Annotated in this window: 17 protein-coding genes; 9 read left to right on the plus strand and 8 right to left on the minus strand. The window is 52.5% G+C overall.

The features are described 5' to 3' along the window. A complete protein-coding gene (locus ABJI30_RS13535; protein ID WP_348017221.1) occupies window positions 1–993 on the plus strand; it encodes an aspartate carbamoyltransferase catalytic subunit in 993 nt (330 codons plus the stop codon). Further along, window positions 990–2210: a dihydroorotase gene (locus ABJI30_RS13540; RefSeq protein ID WP_348017222.1), complete on the plus strand. Its 1221-nt coding sequence runs from the start codon at window positions 990–992 to the stop codon at window positions 2208–2210. Before ABJI30_RS13535 ends, ABJI30_RS13540 begins: the two co-directional genes overlap by 4 nt. A gap of 36 nt (window positions 2211–2246) precedes the next feature. Here ABJI30_RS13540 and ABJI30_RS13545 read toward each other — a convergent pair whose 3' ends face one another. The 3 genes from ABJI30_RS13545 to ABJI30_RS13555 are packed head-to-tail and all read right to left on the minus strand — an operon-like array spanning window position 2247 to window position 5087. After that, window positions 2247–3656, minus strand: a complete 1410-nt coding sequence (locus ABJI30_RS13545) for an SPOR domain-containing protein (RefSeq protein WP_348017223.1) — start codon at window positions 3654–3656, stop codon at window positions 2247–2249. Window positions 3657–3690: 34 nt separating this feature from the next. After that, on the minus strand, window positions 3691–4347 hold the full coding sequence (locus ABJI30_RS13550) for a hypothetical protein (RefSeq protein WP_348017224.1): 657 nt from the start codon (window positions 4345–4347) through the stop codon (window positions 3691–3693). Window positions 4348–4364: 17 nt separating this feature from the next. Then, a complete protein-coding gene (locus tag ABJI30_RS13555; protein WP_348017225.1) occupies window positions 4365–5087 on the minus strand; it encodes a ParA family protein in 723 nt (240 codons plus the stop codon). 258 nt (window positions 5088–5345) lie between these two features. Here ABJI30_RS13555 and ABJI30_RS13560 point away from each other — a divergent pair, with 258 nt between their 5' ends. Then, complete coding sequence (locus tag ABJI30_RS13560; RefSeq protein ID WP_348017226.1) at window positions 5346–6368, plus strand: SPOR domain-containing protein; 1023 nt, start codon at window positions 5346–5348, stop codon at window positions 6366–6368. 1 nt (window position 6369) lies between these two features. Here ABJI30_RS13560 and serB read toward each other — a convergent pair whose 3' ends face one another. After that, entirely contained in the window at window positions 6370–7251 is an 882-nt protein-coding gene (gene serB / locus ABJI30_RS13565; RefSeq protein ID WP_348017227.1) for a phosphoserine phosphatase SerB, read from the minus strand. Between serB and miaA the strand changes: the two genes are divergently transcribed. The 5 genes from miaA to ilvC all read left to right on the plus strand — a co-directional run bounded on the left by miaA (window position 7244) and on the right by ilvC (window position 11997). Continuing rightward, the gene (gene miaA, locus ABJI30_RS13570; protein ID WP_348017228.1) at window positions 7244–8179 is read left to right on the plus strand and encodes a tRNA (adenosine(37)-N6)-dimethylallyltransferase MiaA; all 936 of its coding nucleotides are present in this window, start codon (window positions 7244–7246) and stop codon (window positions 8177–8179) included. The genes serB and miaA overlap by 8 nt on opposite strands. A gap of 143 nt (window positions 8180–8322) precedes the next feature. Further along, window positions 8323–10068 carry an acetolactate synthase 3 large subunit gene (locus ABJI30_RS13575; protein ID WP_348017229.1) on the plus strand — a complete coding sequence of 582 codons (1746 nt, stop codon included), beginning with the start codon at window positions 8323–8325 and terminating at the stop codon, window positions 10066–10068. Between the two features lie 13 nt (window positions 10069–10081). Further along, window positions 10082–10594: an acetolactate synthase small subunit gene (gene ilvN, locus ABJI30_RS13580; RefSeq protein ID WP_348017826.1), complete on the plus strand. Its 513-nt coding sequence runs from the start codon at window positions 10082–10084 to the stop codon at window positions 10592–10594. Further along, window positions 10591–10962, plus strand: coding sequence for a hypothetical protein (locus tag ABJI30_RS13585; RefSeq protein WP_348017230.1), 372 nt, complete (start codon window positions 10591–10593; stop codon window positions 10960–10962). The genes ilvN and ABJI30_RS13585 overlap by 4 nt, the downstream gene beginning before the upstream one ends. A 15-nt stretch (window positions 10963–10977) precedes the next feature. Beyond that, window positions 10978–11997, plus strand: coding sequence for a ketol-acid reductoisomerase (gene ilvC, locus ABJI30_RS13590; RefSeq protein ID WP_348017231.1), 1020 nt, complete (start codon window positions 10978–10980; stop codon window positions 11995–11997). Window positions 11998–12040: 43 nt separating this feature from the next. Here ilvC and ABJI30_RS13595 read toward each other — a convergent pair whose 3' ends face one another. The 4 genes from ABJI30_RS13595 to ABJI30_RS13610 form a co-directional block, all read right to left on the minus strand. Next, on the minus strand, window positions 12041–12439 hold the full coding sequence (locus ABJI30_RS13595; protein WP_348017232.1) for a BLUF domain-containing protein: 399 nt from the start codon (window positions 12437–12439) through the stop codon (window positions 12041–12043). Window positions 12440–12570: 131 nt separating this feature from the next. Beyond that, complete coding sequence (locus tag ABJI30_RS13600; protein ID WP_348017233.1) at window positions 12571–13110, minus strand: YHS domain-containing (seleno)protein; 540 nt, start codon at window positions 13108–13110, stop codon at window positions 12571–12573. Between the two features lie 84 nt (window positions 13111–13194). Next, entirely contained in the window at window positions 13195–13476 is a 282-nt protein-coding gene (locus tag ABJI30_RS13605) for a hypothetical protein (protein ID WP_348017234.1), read from the minus strand. A gap of 59 nt (window positions 13477–13535) precedes the next feature. Beyond that, window positions 13536–14021, minus strand: a complete 486-nt coding sequence (locus tag ABJI30_RS13610; RefSeq protein ID WP_348017235.1) for a YHS domain-containing (seleno)protein — start codon at window positions 14019–14021, stop codon at window positions 13536–13538. A gap of 340 nt (window positions 14022–14361) precedes the next feature. Between ABJI30_RS13610 and leuA the strand changes: the two genes are divergently transcribed. Then, window positions 14362–16020, plus strand: coding sequence for a 2-isopropylmalate synthase (gene leuA, locus ABJI30_RS13615; protein WP_348017827.1), 1659 nt, complete (start codon window positions 14362–14364; stop codon window positions 16018–16020). Window positions 16021–16077: the final 57 nt, after the last annotated feature.

Here is a 16077-nt window from a genome sequence, read left to right on the forward strand (position 1 = left end):
ATGACATCGGAACCCAAAAGCTCGACGCATCGTTTTCCTGACGGATCTGATGCCTTTCCTCATCAACATCTATTGGGCATCGCCGGCCTGCAACCGTGGGAGATATTGTTTCTCCTGCACGAAGCGGAGCAATGGGTGGATTTGAACCGCAAATCCAGCAAACATGCCAATCGACTAGATGGTTTGACTGTAATCAATGCCTTTTTCGAAAATAGCACCCGGACCTTGCTGTCGTTTGAAATCGCGGGAAAGCGGATGGGAGCAGATGTCGTCAACATGCATGCTGCGCAATCCAGCGTCAAAAAGGGTGAAACGCTGATTGACACCGCGGTGACGCTGAATGCCATGAGAGCCGACGCGATTGTAATTCGCCATGGCAGCTCTGGCGCGGTGCAATTGATCGCGGACAAGGTAGACTGCCCGGTGTTAAATGCGGGTGACGGTAGCCATGAGCACCCCACGCAAGCCTTGCTGGATGCGCTCACGATACAGCGGCGCAAAGGTGACATAAGCGGCCTGACGGTAACCATTTGCGGTGACATCATGCACAGCCGTGTTGCACGATCCAATATCTATTGTCTGACAACATTGGGCGCAAAAGTAAGGGTTTGCTCCCCTCCTGCCCTGTTGCCGGCAGCACTGGACAGGCTGAACGTGGAAACATTCACCGATTTTGACGCCGCCCTGCGGGGAGCGGATGTGGTTATGATGCTGCGACTCCAGAACGAACGGATGAGCGGAGATTATATTCCCAGTCCGCGCGAATATAACCATCTTTACGGGCTGACCCCGGCGCGATTGCGTGGTGCTGCGGATGATGCGCTGGTCATGCATCCAGGACCAATGAACCGCGGTATTGAAATCACCAGCGATGTTGCGGACGATACAGACCGGTCCGCGATAACCGAACAGGTAGAAATGGGTGTGGCTGTCCGCATGGCCTGTCTTGACGTTCTCACGCGCCGATCCCGCAATGTGGAGGGCTGGTCATGAGACAGGAATTCTCCAGCGCCCAGGTCATATTGCCTTCAGAGCAGAAGACGGTCGCCGCAAACATCATCACCGATGGTGACAAGATTGTCGAGCTTGGTGACAAAAGCGATTCGCAAGATGCACGATCTGTGGATTGCAGCGACTATGTTCTTGCACCGGGAATCATAGATCTTGGCGTATTCGCAATCGACAAACCGGCGTTTCATTTTGGCGGGATCACCCGCGCAGCCCTGATGCCCGATCAAACCCCCGTGCTCGATCTGCCAGCGATGGTCAAACATAATGCTGCCGAAGGAAAACCCGATCTTTGGTCTCATCCGCTTGCTTCGGCCACAAAGGGTCTTGATGGCCTGGAGCTGGCCGAAATCGGACTAATGAAGCAAGCTGGTGCGAGAGCCGTTGCAACCGGGCGTCACTGGATATCTGACAGTGGTGTCATGTTGAAGCTTCTGCAATATTGTGCCTCACTGGAATTGCCGGTCATTGTCCATAGCGAAGATAGCGGGCTGGCCGGGAATGCCGTCGCCACAGCAGGAGAAACGGCTACCAGACTTGGACTGTCCAGCGCGCCCGCTGCTGCCGAAGCACTATCGATTGCGCGAGATATCGCCCTGGTCCGCGAATGCAGCGCGCCGATTCACTTCAGGCAGGTCACTACCGCAAGCGGACTTGACCTGGTGCGCAAAGCCAAGGTCGAGGGATTACCGGTAACCTGCGGTATCACCCCGGCACACCTGTTTCTCTCTGACATTGCAATCAGTGATTTCCGCACATTTGCTCGGCTCTCGCCACCGTTGCGCTGTGAAGATGACCGTCAAGCCTGTCTCGCAGCGATCAAGGATGGAACGATTGACGTTATTTCATCCGGACATGATCCCAGAGGCGCAGAAGATAAACGGCTTCCGTTCGCGGAAGCCGAACCGGGAATGGCCGGAGCAGAATCCCTGCTGGCATTATCGTTGAACCTTGTGCGGGATGGTTTGATTACCCTGAACCGCCTGTTTGATTTGCTTTCCGCAAATCCCGGAAAGATACTTGGCGTATCCGCTGGTCAAATCAAGCCAGGCTATGATGCGGACTTTATCTGTATCGAACCGGATGCGGCTTGGCAGATAGATACGCGGAAAATGACTGCGGCCGCCGGAAACACGCCGTTCGACAAGTTGCCGGTTCAAGGCCGCGTGCGGGCAATATATAAGGGCGGAAAAGCACTTTAGCTTTCCCGCCCCAAAATATCATGGTTTGAACCTGGTTTAGCGCGATGCCAGTTTGCGTGGTTTCGTGCTTACCATTTGCCGCGGATTGACCGTTTCTGTTTCGCGAACGATGCACGCGCCGCCTTTGGCCTTGATACCGTCACACATGGCTTTGGCAGCTTCAGCAGTACCAAATCCAGTCGCTGCAAGACGATACAAGGTCCGCCCCTTGGCCTTCACTGGAGAGCTGGCGTGATCAAAATAGGAAAGTTCGCTGTTTCTGGCTGAAAGAATTTTCCAGGCGTTTTTCACGTTTTGCTCTGATGAGAACACACCAAGCTGTACCAGGTGCTTGCCTTCGGAGATCGCCCGCGAACGTGGTTTGAAAGCAATTTTCTGCAATACCGGTTTCACGGCTGCGATCGATTGTACGGCAGCAGTTTTCACTGGAACCGGCTCAACAGCAGGTGCAACCCGAACAGGCTCCGCGGCTGCTTTGATCAACGGAGCCACTTTTTCTTCGGTTTTCGCTTCAGCAACTTCGCTTGCCGGCAGCTCAATCTTTGCGATTTTGACGTCGACTTCTTTTGCAGCAACCAGCGGTTTTACTTCCGCCAGAGGTGCAGAACCTGTTGCCGGAAGAGGAACTTCGCTGTCAAAGCTGGCAACCTGCTGATCATAATCTTCTGCGGGAGTTGCGGTTGCAACAACGGTTGGTGCAGCATTCAGCGCCAGTCTGATAGGCTGACCAGGATCATTTTTGACCGGTGACACGTTAAGCAGGGACGCGACACGCGTTTCATAGGCACCTGGGCGGGCCATCTGAGCCCACTGCATGATCCGTTGATCAACCGCTGCAGGCTTGATGTCTTGCGAAGCCATAAGCTTGGCTTCTTTCCAGCGACCATCCAGCGCGTACGCCAGGCCAAGATTTTGACGGGTACGGCCATTTACATTGGCATCACGAATGGCTTGTTCCAGAACCGTAATCGCAGTTTTGGTGTCGCCGGCCAATGCCATTGCCAGACCATAGTCAGCCGTTGGCAAGGATTCGCGGTTGTTTTCGATCATGCGTTTTGCTTTGTCGACTTTTCCCTGGCCCAGTTGGGCGAGACTGAGGCTCAATACCGTGCGGGCATCGCTGGCACCGAGATCCATCGCGTCAAGAAAGCTGCGTTCTGCAGAACTGAAACGGCCTGCAGCAAGATAGGACTGACCAAGAAGAACACGCGTCTCCGGGTCGGTACCAATGCCGGCAACTGAACGTTCTGCATAGATTATGGCCTTGTCGACCTGACCTTTTGCAAGAGCTTTCTCAGCTTTCTTGGCATATTTTGCTCCGTCTTTGACAGTAGCGGGTTTGCTCGATGAGGAAGCAACCGATCCGCCAAAAGGTCCACAACCGGTCAGGGTGGTGCTGATGACCATGGTCGAAGCAGCTATTTTCAATATCAAATCGCGTTTCATTATAATGCCCTCGCAAATTAATCAGGTTATTCAGTTAAGCGGCGCCGCGTGATGGAATCTGCGCTGCCAAATCATCTAGTTCCGGGATATTCTTCAAATAATCGTCCACAGCTTTGGTTACCAATTGCTGCGCAGAAACGTTTTTGACCGCCGTAGCCAATCGCAGTTTCAGGTGACGATCTGCATCCAGACGCAGTGTAAATGCTGCCTTGGCTTTCTTTGTCCGTGAGCGTTTTGCAGCCGCCGGTGTCCGCGCTTTGCGTTTGTTCACACGCGCCGCTTCTACAACCGCTGAATGTTCTTCAAGTGGCGCAACTTCGCGGGAAATCGACAATGGGACAGGAGCAGGAGCTGGCTGTTCGGGTGCCGTTTCGGCTTCAGGCACAGGCAAAGAATCCTCGCTCAATTTTGCGGCGATTTCTTCCTGCTGTTTCTTTACCGCAGGTACTGCCTGCGGAATCGCACCGGCCAAAGGATTAAGGTTAAAATGTTCAGGAGATTCAGCACCGTTTTGCGGGTCAGAAGTATCTCCGTGATCGGGATCGACATCATAACCCATGTCGTTCCAGCCAAGATCTTCCTGCTGTTCATGTGTCTGATCCGGAAATGCCGCGCCTTGACGTCGCATTGCAGGTTTAGCGCCGCCTTTGCGGGCCAGCAGTCCGGAAGAAAGAGAAGCTAGTGGTTTCATTGTTCAAGCCTCCCTATTCAAGATCCAACAACCCGGCGGCCAAAATTGCCTCCGGAGCGTTGCAGTCCAGGAGTGGCTGCAGGTGCCATTGCTGGTGATGTAAAAACGGTACGACGGAAGTTCTTTTCCAGACGATCTGAAATGTAGTTCCACAATTGCACAACTTCCTGGGCCGAACGTCCTTTTGGATCAGTTTCCATGACAGTTCGCCCGTCGATCATTGATCCGGCAAAGTCCGTACGATGATGAACCGTAACCGGAGCGACGGTACCGTGCTGAGAGAGTGCAACAGCTGCTTCAGAAGTGATTTTTGCTTTCGGCGTCGCGCCGTTTACTACAAACAGCAGTGGTTTCCCTGCGCGTTCACACAAATCGACGGTGGCACCAACAGCGCGCAAATCATGCGGACTTGGACGAGTCGGTATTACAATTAGTTCCGCGACAGAAATGACACTCTGAATGGCCATGGTGATGGCAGGTGGTGTGTCGATTACAGCAAGCTTAAAGCCCTGCTGACGTAAAATCTGTAGGTCAGCTGCCAGACGCGATACGGTGGTTTGCGCGAATGCCGGTAAGTCGGCTTCCCGTTCATTCCACCAGTCAGCCAGGGATCCCTGGGGATCGATATCGATCAAAACCACAGGACCTGCGCCGGCCAGTTGCGCTTGAACAGCCAGATGTCCTGACAAGGTTGTTTTGCCAGACCCACCTTTTTGCGATGCCATTGCTAGAACTCGCACTCTAATTCCCTTCGACTGTCACAGGTCATTTCAATTGACCAAATAAAATTTCGTGAAGCCGGTTTGGCAGAACAGGGCTAAAATAGAGTTAACGAGACGGGGAAGTTTTTTATGCGCTCGCTCACTTCCGTTTCGGGTGGTCTGCATATTTTTCGATTTCAGTCGAATGACACCGAATAACCAAATATTTGCAAATTACTGTTAAGGGGTCATTAGTTATATATTCGTTTAGCTGTTTGACGATCAAAGGAACCTGCAATGAAATACCTCCCGACAATTAGTCGCGCTGTACTCACTCCCGCCATAATCGGTTCGGTGATTATGTTGTCAGCGCCAGCAATGGCTGATGTGAAGGATGGCGTCGATGCCTGGGGGCGGGGTGATTACAAGACCGCTGTCGCAGAATGGCAGGGGCCGGCAGCCGCTGGCGATGCGGATGCGCAGTTTAATCTGGCGCAAGCATATAAACTGGGCCGCGGTGTTCCAATGAGTCTTGCTGAAGCTGAAAGATGGTACAAGCGAGCCGCAGATCAGGGACATTTGCAGGCCAATGACAATTACGGGTTGATATTGTTTCAGGCGCAGCGGCGTTCCGAAGCCCTGCCCTATTTGCAGACATCGGCAAATCGCGGAGAACCGCGGGCGCAATATGTATTGGGTACCGGGCATTTTAACGGTGACTTTGTCGAGAAAGACTGGATCAAGGCTTATGCGTTGATGAACAGAGCATCGGCACAAGGACTGCCGCAGGCTACGTCCAACCTCGCTCAGATGGATAAATATATCCCGCTGGATGATCGCCGTCGTGCACTCGAGCTCGCCGGGCAGATGGAACAAAATGAAAAGCGCGTGCGGACCGCTCAGGTTGGAGGATTGCGGCCTGCCCCTACCACCGGTGCGGTGCAGACAGCGCAATTGCCTCCGTCGCGCGCCGTCACTCCGGTTCCACAGCCAGTTACCCCGGCGTCGGCCCCGGTGCGCGCACCTGCACCCGTTGCGGTTACGGCTCCCGCCCCAGTCGCTGTTGCCGCTCCAGTTCGCTCCGCTAAGGGCGATTGGCGCGTACAACTGGGAGCATTTAGTAACCAGAACAAGGCCAAAAACCTCTGGTCATCACTGGAAAACCGGATTTCCGCACTGCGTCAGTTGCAACCCTATCTCGTAACGAGTGGCAACATTACGCGCTTGCAGGCTGGTCCGTTCGCGACACGTCAGCAAGCTGACAGAATGTGCGGCACTGTGAAATCCACTGGGAACGCCTGCATCGTCAAAAAGCGCTGATTTAGCTAACCGCCCATTGATCGGTCGCAATGCCTTGCGCGTATAGCAAGGCGGTCAGATCATTGTGTCTGATTGCAGCGTCGGCAGCCTCTTCGGCTTTTGGTTTTGCGTGATAGGCAATACCCAATCCGGCTTTCTGGATCATCGGAATATCATTGGCGCCATCCCCGACAGCAATGCAATCTTGCATGGAAAGGTCAAACTCGGCTCCAGCCTTGCTCAATATTTCAGCTTTCCGCGCGGCATCCACGATTGCGCCGGTTAACCCACCCGTCATGACGCCGTCGGATTCTTCAAGAATATTGGCTTCCATCCGATCAAATCCGATCGCTTTGGCTACGGGATCCGCAAATCGGGTAAAGCCTCCGGAAACAAGTATTGTCCGGGCACCCTTTTTGGCCATTGTCTGGACCAGAGTTCGGGCCCCGGGCATGATTTCCACCTTCTCGTCCAGACAGCGCTGGATGGCAGATAGATCAAGATTTTTGAGAAGTTCCACCCTGCCCCGCAAGGCCTGTTCGAAATCAAGTTCGCCCTGCATTGCGCGTTCTGTAATTTCGGCAATCTGATCCTTGATCCCGGCATAGCTGGCCAGTTCATCAATACATTCAACTGTGATCATCGTGCTGTCCATGTCAGAAATAAGCAGCTTTTTCACCCTGTTCCCGCTGGATTGCACGATGACATCTATGGGTTGATTTTGATCTTCCAGCGCAGCTCGTGCGTCGGCGATGTCACCGGTAAAAAATATATCGGCGACCCTCTCGTCTGTGATTGTTCCAATCTCCGTTATCTGGCAACCCGCTGCTAACAATCTGTCAGCTGCAGAACTTAACTCTCCCTTTTCGAGTTGATCTGCTGCTATGAGCGTGGCGATGAGCATGGTTTCTCCGGATAATCACAATAAAAAGGTCGCGCTGATCAATGGTCCAACTGCCAGCGGCAAGTCGGCATTGGCACTGGAGCTGGCCAAAAAGCAACCCTCGATCATCATCAATGCCGACAGCGCGCAAGTCTATCGTGATTTGCAGATTCTGAGTGCACGCCCAACTGAGGCGGAAATGGGAGGCGTTCCGAATCGGCTATACGGTTATATTGATGGTGCTAAAGCCTGCTCTGCTGCGCGCTGGGCGCGCGATGCAAAAGCCGAGATCGAAGCTGCCCACGAGGCAAGCAAACTTCCGATACTGGTTGGAGGAACCGGCCTCTATGTTCGCGTGTTGCTGGATGGCATCGCTCCCATCCCCGAAATTGATCCGGATATCCGAAACGAAGTAAGGAAACTGGACACTCTGGACGCTCACACGGCCCTTTTAAACGAGGACCCTGCGTCGGCCCGGCGACTAAATGCGACCGATTCCAGTCGCGTAAAAAGGGCGCTTGAGGTTATCCGGTCGTCCGGCAAGCCGATGGAGCACTGGCACCAGAATATGCAGGGCGGGATCGCAGACGACATCTTGTTGAAACCGCTCCTGTTACTGCCGCCGCGAGAATGGCTTTATGCCAGGTGTGATCTCCGGTTTGAATTGATGATGCAGACCGGGGCAAAAGCTGAAGTGGAAGCACTATTAGAGCGAGGACTTCCTGATGATCGCCCGGTTATGAGAGCAATTGGTGTTCCTGATATCCGTGCGTTTCTTGAAGGAAAAATCGATGAAGCAACGGCGATAGAGCAGTCCCAGATGGCTACCAGGCGCTATGCCAAACGACAGTTTACCTGGTTCCGCAATCAGTCCCCGTCCGATTGGGCTCGCGCCGAAAGCAATATTGATAATGATAATATCAATGATATTGTAAGATTATTACAGTAATTGCTGTTGACATAACATTATAAGATATGTAGCGCCGCCGGGTTCGAACGGTTTTTAAGCCTCGAACGCGGTTGCGTTGCGATGCAGCATAGACTATCAAACGCCCGCCTTGCGGCGGGTTTGGCGAAGAATTGGAGCATGATGTGGCCGAGAAAAGCGGTGCAGATATACTGGTCGAGACATTGTTGGACCTCGGCGTAGATACCGTATTCGGATATCCTGGCGGCGCTGTCTTGCCGATTTACGATGCGCTTTATCAGCATTCCAAAATCAATCATGTGCTTGTTCGGCATGAGCAGGCTGCGACACACGCCGCTGAAGGCTATGCCCGTTCGACGGGGAAACCCGGCGTTGTTTTGGTTACATCGGGGCCTGGCGCCACCAATGCGGTAACAGGCATCACCGACGCCCTTATGGATTCAATCCCGATGGTTGTCATAACCGGTCAAGTGGCAACCAATCTGATCGGGACAGATGCTTTTCAGGAAGCAGACACTGTTGGAATCACCCGGCATTGTACCAAGCATAATTATCTGGTGAAAAAGCCATCTGAACTGGCTCAGGTGGTTCAGGAAGCTTTTCATATTGCGACTGAAGGACGTCCGGGCCCTGTTGTCATCGACATTCCCAAAAATGTTCAGGTTGCGGAAGCCGAGTTCCAGCGTCATGGCGGCACAAGAAACAACCGTTATCAACCCCAGACCGATGGGGATTTCAAGGCGATAAACGAAGCTGTTGAAATGATCATGAACGCGCGTTCGCCTATATTCTATACTGGCGGCGGCATTATCAACAGCGGACCAAAAGCCAGTGAAACTCTTGGAGAACTTGCAGAACTGACAGGCGCGCCAGTTACTTCAACCCTGATGGGTTTGGGTGCTTTTCCCGCATCGTCCGAGCAATGGCTTGGTATGTTGGGGATGCACGGTACATTTGAAGCCAATATGGCGATGAACCGGGCAGATCTGATCATCTGCCTCGGGGCACGGTTTGATGATCGTATCACCGGGCGAATTGACGCCTTTTCTCCCGACAGCAAGAAAATTCATGTCGATATTGACCGATCGTCGATCAACAAGACCATCCGCGTTGATTTGCCGGTTGTTGGCGATGTAGGCCGGGTCATGGAACAAATGCTGGCGGTCATGAAAGGGCGCAAATTTGCTGCCCCTGATTATGAGGAATGGTGGGCACGCATCAAGGGATGGCGGGCGCGCAATTGTCTGGAATATCCTGAAAACAAAACAGAAATCATGCCGCAACTGGCCATTCAGAAATTGTGGGAAGCGACGCATGAGCGCAATCCCATAATCACGACCGAGGTTGGTCAGCATCAGATGTGGGCTGCACAGCATTTTGATTTTGAGCAGCCCAATAAATGGCTGACAAGCGGCGGTCTTGGGACGATGGGCTATGGCCTGCCTGCTGCTATTGGCGCACAATTGGGTAATCCGGATGCCCTGGTCGTGGATATTGCCGGCGAGGCCTCCATCCAGATGAATATCCAGGAACTGGGTACTGCAACCCAATATAATTTGCCTGTGAAGATATTCATTCTGAACAACGAATATATGGGCATGGTTCGGCAGTGGCAGGAACTGACCTATGAAAGTCGCTATTCCAACAGCTATTCGGACAGTCTTCCTGATTTTGTGAAATTGGCCGAAAGCTATGACTGGACAGGTATCCTGATCGAAGATCAGGCTGATCTCGAAGCTGGCATAACCAAAATGATCGAAACCGATGGTCCGGTGCTGGTCGACTGTCGTGTCGCCAAGCTGGCAAATTGCTTCCCGATGATCCCGTCCGGTGCAGCGCATACGGATATGCTGCTTTCCGCAGAGGATATCAAAGGGACAATGGATGACAGCGCCAAAGCGCTGGTTTGATGGGAATAGTGTAATGCATATCGCAGAAGAAGCAGTTGAACGCCACGTTCTAGCGGTGATGGTTGACAACGAGGCCGGAATTCTGGCGCGCATTGCGGGCATGTTTACGGCTCGCGGCTATAATATCGAAAGTCTGACGGTTGCCGACATCAGTGAAGATCACGCGATCAGCCGGATTACCATTGCAACCAACGGTCCTCCGCATGTCATTGAACAGATTATTGCTCAGCTCGATCGTCTGGTACCAGTGCACAGTGTTCGGGATCTGACTGAATCCGGACCTCATGTTCAACGTGAACTTGCTCTGGTAAAAGTAGCAGGCAAAGGAGAAAACCGGATAGAGGCGATGCGGCTTGCGGATGTATATCGCGCGCGCGTCGTCGATGCTTCTACGGAAAGCTTCGTATTTGAAATTACCGGTGCGCCGGACAAAATTCAGACCTTTGTCGCCTTGATGCGAGAAGTCGGTCTGGTTGAAGTCGGTCGAACTGGCGTTGTCGCAATTGCGCGCGGTCCGGGCGCGTGAACGAAATTCTGTTATATATTGCTGCAGGCCTCGCGCTGGTCACGATCCTGGTGCACTCGATCGTTGGTGAAAAGCGTCTGATTACCCCTCTCGTGAATTCTGATCACGGCGTAATGGAAGCAGACCTTGCAAAACAGGTTGTCCGGTTCGCCTGGCATTTTACGAGCATCATTGGTCTGATTGCCGTTTATATTCTGTTCGATGCCGCTCGGGATTTTGCAGCGGCCGACACAGCGTTGCTGAGCATCACTGGCGGAGCATTTTTGATTGCAGGTATCTACGATGCCATTGCAACGCGCGGAAAACACATTGGATGGCCGCTGCTCGCCGCAGCCGGGTTTCTCACAATATTAACTCTATATATCTGAATATAAGGAAGAAAAATGAAAGTCTATTATGACGCCGATGCTGATCTGAACTTGATCACCGACAAGAAGATCGCGATTGTGGGCTATGGTAGCCAGGGGCATGCGCACGCGCAAAACCTGCGCGACAGTGGTGTAAAAGAAGTAGCGATTGCGCTTCGTGAAGGTTCTGCAACGGCTACGAAAGCAGAGTCCGCTGGCTTTAAAGTGCTCTCCAATGCTGATGCCGCTGCATGGGCCGATATTGTGATGATCCTCGCACCAGACGAACATCAGGCGGCTATCTACGCAGCGGACTATCATGAGAATATGAAATCCGGTGCCGCCCTCGCCTTCGCCCACGGATTGAACGTGCATTTCGGGCTCATCGAGCCGCGCGATGATCTCGACGTCATCATGATCGCGCCCAAAGGGCCCGGCCATACAGTGCGCAGTGAATATCAACGTGGCGGCGGAGTACCTTGCCTCGTAGCCATTCATGCTGACAAGAGCGGCAATGCGCTGGATGTTGCGCTTGCATATGCTTCTGGTGTTGGTGGCGGGCGCTCCGGCATCATTGAAACGAATTTCCGCGAAGAATGTGAAACCGATCTATTTGGTGAACAAGCCGTATTATGTGGCGGTATTACCCATCTTATCCAGGCTGGCTTCGAAACATTGACCGAAGCGGGATATGCTCCGGAAATGGCGTATTTTGAATGCCTGCACGAAACCAAATTGATCGTTGATCTGCTCTATGAAGGCGGAATTGCCAATATGCGCTATTCGATCTCCAACACGGCAGAATATGGCGATATCACAACCGGTCCGCGGATCATCACCGCCGAAACCAAGGCCGAAATGAAGCGCGTACTGGCGGATATCCAGTCTGGTCGCTTTGTCAAAGACTTTGTACTCGACAATCGTGCCGGCCAACCGGAACTGAAAGCCGCCCGCAAGGCTGCTGAAGCTCATCCGATCGAAGAAACCGGTGCCCAGCTTCGTGCGATGATGCCGTGGATCGGCGCAAATCAGCTGGTGGACAAAGAAAAGAACTAAGGCAAAATATTCGTGATCGCGTCCTTGCCAGCCAATTTGTCGGCTATGCGGCGCGGTCACGTGCCTTGGCGAAATCCAGCAACTCGATTGCGACGTCGTGATCGCAATTTTTCACCAGTTCAGCGACCGTGTTTTCAAGGCTGTTATTAATACCAACCAGCCTTGAAGCCATAGCCCAGTCCGGAAACTGCCTGCGACCGATCAAACCCATTTTCAACGGGATGATCGCCAAATGTCGATTGTCACATGAAATGCGTGCAAAGGTCGTTTCCACAGCGTCCTGCTCGCCTTCCAGATATTGCAGAAAGCGGCGGCTGTCCTGAACAAGAAGACCGGTAATTTCATTGCGGATATTATTCTTTCGACCCGTCTCCAGAATACCGGCGACATCTGCCGGACCGATATCCGGTTTTGGTGTGCTGATATAAACGATACGATACATGTTTCAGCCCTTGGATATGCGAGAAATCCAAGCCTAACCCATTTCTGTTAATTTCTGACTAGCTTGGACAAAAAAAGGGCGACGGATCATCTCCGCCGCCCCCCGTTTCGCCATACTTTAAATATGGACGCTTAGCTTGTGTAATGTTCGCTGGGATCATGCGTTGGATAATTTTCATCTCCGGTTTCGATAAAACCGGGAATATCCTTGTTCCAGCGTACGGCTACATCTTCACTGAAGTTCAGATATAATTTCCCGTCGACAATCTTGTAAACATTGGGGTTACCCGGTGCGAGCGCATTGTTGGCACCAATGGCCCATGCACAATATCCGCCATATTGAGGCGCATATTTCGCCGGGTCAGCCTGAAATGTGCTGGCATTTTCAGCGTTGGCAAACTGATAGTCAAAGCCTTGGTAACGAACACGAAATTCGTCACTGCCTTCAACTGGCGCATCGCCGCTGAAATAGCTGACGGCATCATAGCCGGAGAGCGCAAGGGTTTCGCCTTGGTTTTTGGTATAGACGGGGCCTTGCGGATCTCCGCCAAGATCAGCGAATACACCAGCGGCAGCGGGGGCTTCCGTAGATTCAGCATTGTCTGAAGAAGGTGCGGTGCAAGCGATTGGCAATGTGGCCATCATTATCGCTGCGAAAAAAGTCTTGTTCATTTTGAGTTCCTTGTTTTCGAAAATTAGCCGTCGGGGGAGCTTTTGTCTAACATGCCCTGGCTCCCCCGGGGCATATGTCTTTTATTAGGTAGGCGCACATGCCGCGGCACAAGCTCCGCAAGATGCGGCGCAAGCTCCAGCAGCACAGGAAGCGGCGGCACAGGCACCGGTTTCAGTAGCGGCACAGGCTCCCGCCGCGCAGGTCGCGGCACATTGTGCTGCGCAAGCTGCTGCTTTTTGTTTTTTGGCCTTGTACGTTTTGGTTGGTGCTGCGTAGCAGCGTGCCATCGCTGTCGTTGGTGCGGTGGCCAGGGTCAGTCCACCAGCGACGGCAAGCATTGCGGCAAGTTTGCGTTGAGTAGTCATAATAAATTCCTTTGGGTTAAAGTGGTTTGGTCCATGTGTGACGAACACGTGTCAGACAGTTAGCCGCCAAATTTGGCGTCATCCGGGAAATCAGGCCACTTGATATCAGCCTTGCTGATGAAACCGGCAATGTCACCGAGCCAGGTTGTCTGAACGTTTTTGTTGAAGTTCAGGTAGAGCTTGCCATCGACAACCTTGTAGATTGTCGGGTCACCCGGTGCGAGCGATCCACGCGACAATGCCCATGCACAATGTCCGCCATATTGGGGAGCGAATGCGGCAGGGTTCTTCTTGAATTTTGCTGCATTGGCTGCGTTGCTGAAGTGATAGTCGACGCCTTTATATTTGATGCGGTGCGCCTTGGTGCCTTTGACCGGAACGCCGGATCCGGTGAAGTAGGAAGTAACATCGTAACCGCTGACCGCGATATTCTGACCTTCAACACCAACAAAAGTCGGGCCGGCAATGGCCGCTGTCGGCACGAATGCAAAGCTGCCTGCAGTTGCTGCGAGAGCAAGAGCAAGAGGCATAACGAATGATTTCATTTTGTAATTCCTTGATTGATAAATCTGCTATTCGGTTGGGGGTAATTAAAATCCGTTTGAGACGATGTGCTCATCGACTGTTTCGCAAAGAGGATGAAAAAGGTTTCACCTGTTTGAAAATAAATGCACCGACCAGGTTGATTTTTGCACGGGCATGGATATTAGTTTGCTTATGGTTCAAGCCGGGAACAACCAGCTACTACGACTTATGCGCCCTTAGGCGTACCCATGCTGCTGCGCGAAGCAGTGGCTGGCGTCTAAGGGAAAATTTTCCAAAATTTATTTAGAAACAGCGATTTCCGCCTTGCGTGAAATGGCTCGCAGCATAAGAGTAAAGACCATGCATCCTGTACCATCCAATAAATATCGCGCATTTGGGCAAGTGGACTTGCCTGACCGCCAATGGCCCTCTCAAACCATCGACAAGGCTCCGCGCTGGCTGTCGACAGATTTGCGCGACGGCAATCAGGCGCTCATCGATCCCATGGACGCCCAAAAGAAGCAGCGCTTTTTTGACCTGCTGGTGAAAATGGGGATCAAGGAAATTGAAGTAGGATTCCCCTCAGCCGGGGCAACGGACTTTGATTTTATCAGCGGTCTGGTGAAATCCGGCAGCATTCCTGACGATGTTTTTGTGCAGGTTTTGACACAGTCGCGGCGAGACTTGATCGAAACCAGCTTTGCCAGCCTTGAAGGTGCAAAACAGGCGATTGTCCATCTGTACAATGCCGTGTCACCGGCCTGGCGAGATGTTGTGTTCAAGCTCGGCAAGGAAGGCGTCAAGGATATTGCCAAAGAAGGTGCAACTATCTTGCGCGAACAGGCTGAGAAATATCCCGACACAGACTGGCACTTCGAATATTCACCGGAAACATTCTCCACAGCTGAACTGGATTTCAGTCTGGAAGTTTGTGAAGTGGTGATGGATATTATCGAACCGACTGCAGACAAACCGCTTATCCTCAATCTGCCCGCTACAGTCGAAGCCGCAACTCCCAATATATATGCCGATCAAGTCGAATGGATGTGCCGAAACATCAGCAAGCGCGAGCATGTTGTGATTAGCCTGCATACTCACAATGATCGCGGATCCGGGATCGCTGCGTCTGAACTGGGCATGATGGCAGGGGCCGATCGGGTAGAAGGTTGTTTGTTCGGTAATGGGGAGCGTACCGGAAATGTTGATCTGGTGACACTTGGTTTGAACATGTACACCCAAGGTGTTGATCCCGGAATCGATTTTTCCAACATGGATGAAATCGTTAACACCGTGGAATATTGTAATCAATTGCCGGTTCCGGCTCGGCACCCTTATGCCGGGGAACTGGTATTCACTGCATTTTCGGGGTCACATCAAGATGCGATCAAGAAGGGCTTCGCCGCCCAGGAACAGCGCAATGACGAACTGTGGAACGTCCCCTATCTTCCGATTGATCCAAGGGATATCGGGCGCGACTACGAAGCGGTCATTCGGGTCAACAGTCAGTCCGGCAAGGGCGGAATTGCCTGGATACTCGAGCAGGATTATGGTCTGAAACTGCCAAAGCGCTTGCAAGCCAATTTTAGCCGGACCGTGCAGGAGCTGGCGGACGAAACCAGCCGCGAGCTATCTGGTACAGATATCTGGGGCGCCTTCCAGAAACGCTATCACCTTGATGGCAGCGGGCAATACAGCCTCAGCGACTATCAGGAAAGCAAGACAGGAAACGAACGGATTTTCGTTGGCAAGGTTGTCGGGCCGGACGGAGAGGTTTCCGTCAGTGGCCGGGGTAACGGATTGATATCTAGTGTTGTCGATGGTTTGTCTTCGGCTCTCAATGTTTCGCTTGAGATTATTGATTATCAGGAACATGCACTGGGATCCGGCAAGGATGCACAGGCAGCGGCCTATGTGGAATGCAGGACAAATGACGGTAAAGAATTCTATGGTGTCGGTATAAACAGCGATGTCGCCAGAGCCTCGGTGGAAGCTCTGCTCAGCGCCGTAAACCGGATTTAAGTGATCAATTAAAATAACAGTGGAATCCTGCAATACATAAGCTATTGCGGGTTATCA

Source organism: Parasphingorhabdus sp., assembly GCF_039968395.1.
Taxonomy (GTDB): Bacteria; Pseudomonadota; Alphaproteobacteria; order Sphingomonadales; family Sphingomonadaceae; genus Parasphingorhabdus.

Coding starts and splice junctions, on each gene's coding strand:
- ABJI30_RS13535 (WP_348017221.1), top strand. CDS start 1: ATGACATCGGAACCCAAAAGCTCGACGCATCGTTTTCCTGACGGATCT.
- ABJI30_RS13540 (WP_348017222.1), top strand. CDS start 990: ATGAGACAGGAATTCTCCAGCGCCCAGGTCATATTGCCTTCAGAGCAG.
- ABJI30_RS13545 (WP_348017223.1), bottom strand. CDS start 3,656: ATGAAACGCGATTTGATATTGAAAATAGCTGCTTCGACCATGGTCATC.
- ABJI30_RS13550 (WP_348017224.1), bottom strand. CDS start 4,347: ATGAAACCACTAGCTTCTCTTTCTTCCGGACTGCTGGCCCGCAAAGGC.
- ABJI30_RS13560 (WP_348017226.1), top strand. CDS start 5,346: ATGAAATACCTCCCGACAATTAGTCGCGCTGTACTCACTCCCGCCATA.
- miaA (WP_348017228.1), top strand. CDS start 7,244: ATGAGCATGGTTTCTCCGGATAATCACAATAAAAAGGTCGCGCTGATC.
- serB (WP_348017227.1), bottom strand. CDS start 7,251: ATGCTCATCGCCACGCTCATAGCAGCAGATCAACTCGAAAAGGGAGAG.
- ilvN (WP_348017826.1), top strand. CDS start 10,082: ATGCATATCGCAGAAGAAGCAGTTGAACGCCACGTTCTAGCGGTGATG.
- ilvC (WP_348017231.1), top strand. CDS start 10,978: ATGAAAGTCTATTATGACGCCGATGCTGATCTGAACTTGATCACCGAC.
- ABJI30_RS13595 (WP_348017232.1), bottom strand. CDS start 12,439: ATGTATCGTATCGTTTATATCAGCACACCAAAACCGGATATCGGTCCG.
- ABJI30_RS13600 (WP_348017233.1), bottom strand. CDS start 13,110: ATGAACAAGACTTTTTTCGCAGCGATAATGATGGCCACATTGCCAATC.
- ABJI30_RS13605 (WP_348017234.1), bottom strand. CDS start 13,476: ATGACTACTCAACGCAAACTTGCCGCAATGCTTGCCGTCGCTGGTGGA.
- ABJI30_RS13610 (WP_348017235.1), bottom strand. CDS start 14,021: ATGAAATCATTCGTTATGCCTCTTGCTCTTGCTCTCGCAGCAACTGCA.
- leuA (WP_348017827.1), top strand. CDS start 14,362: ATGCATCCTGTACCATCCAATAAATATCGCGCATTTGGGCAAGTGGAC.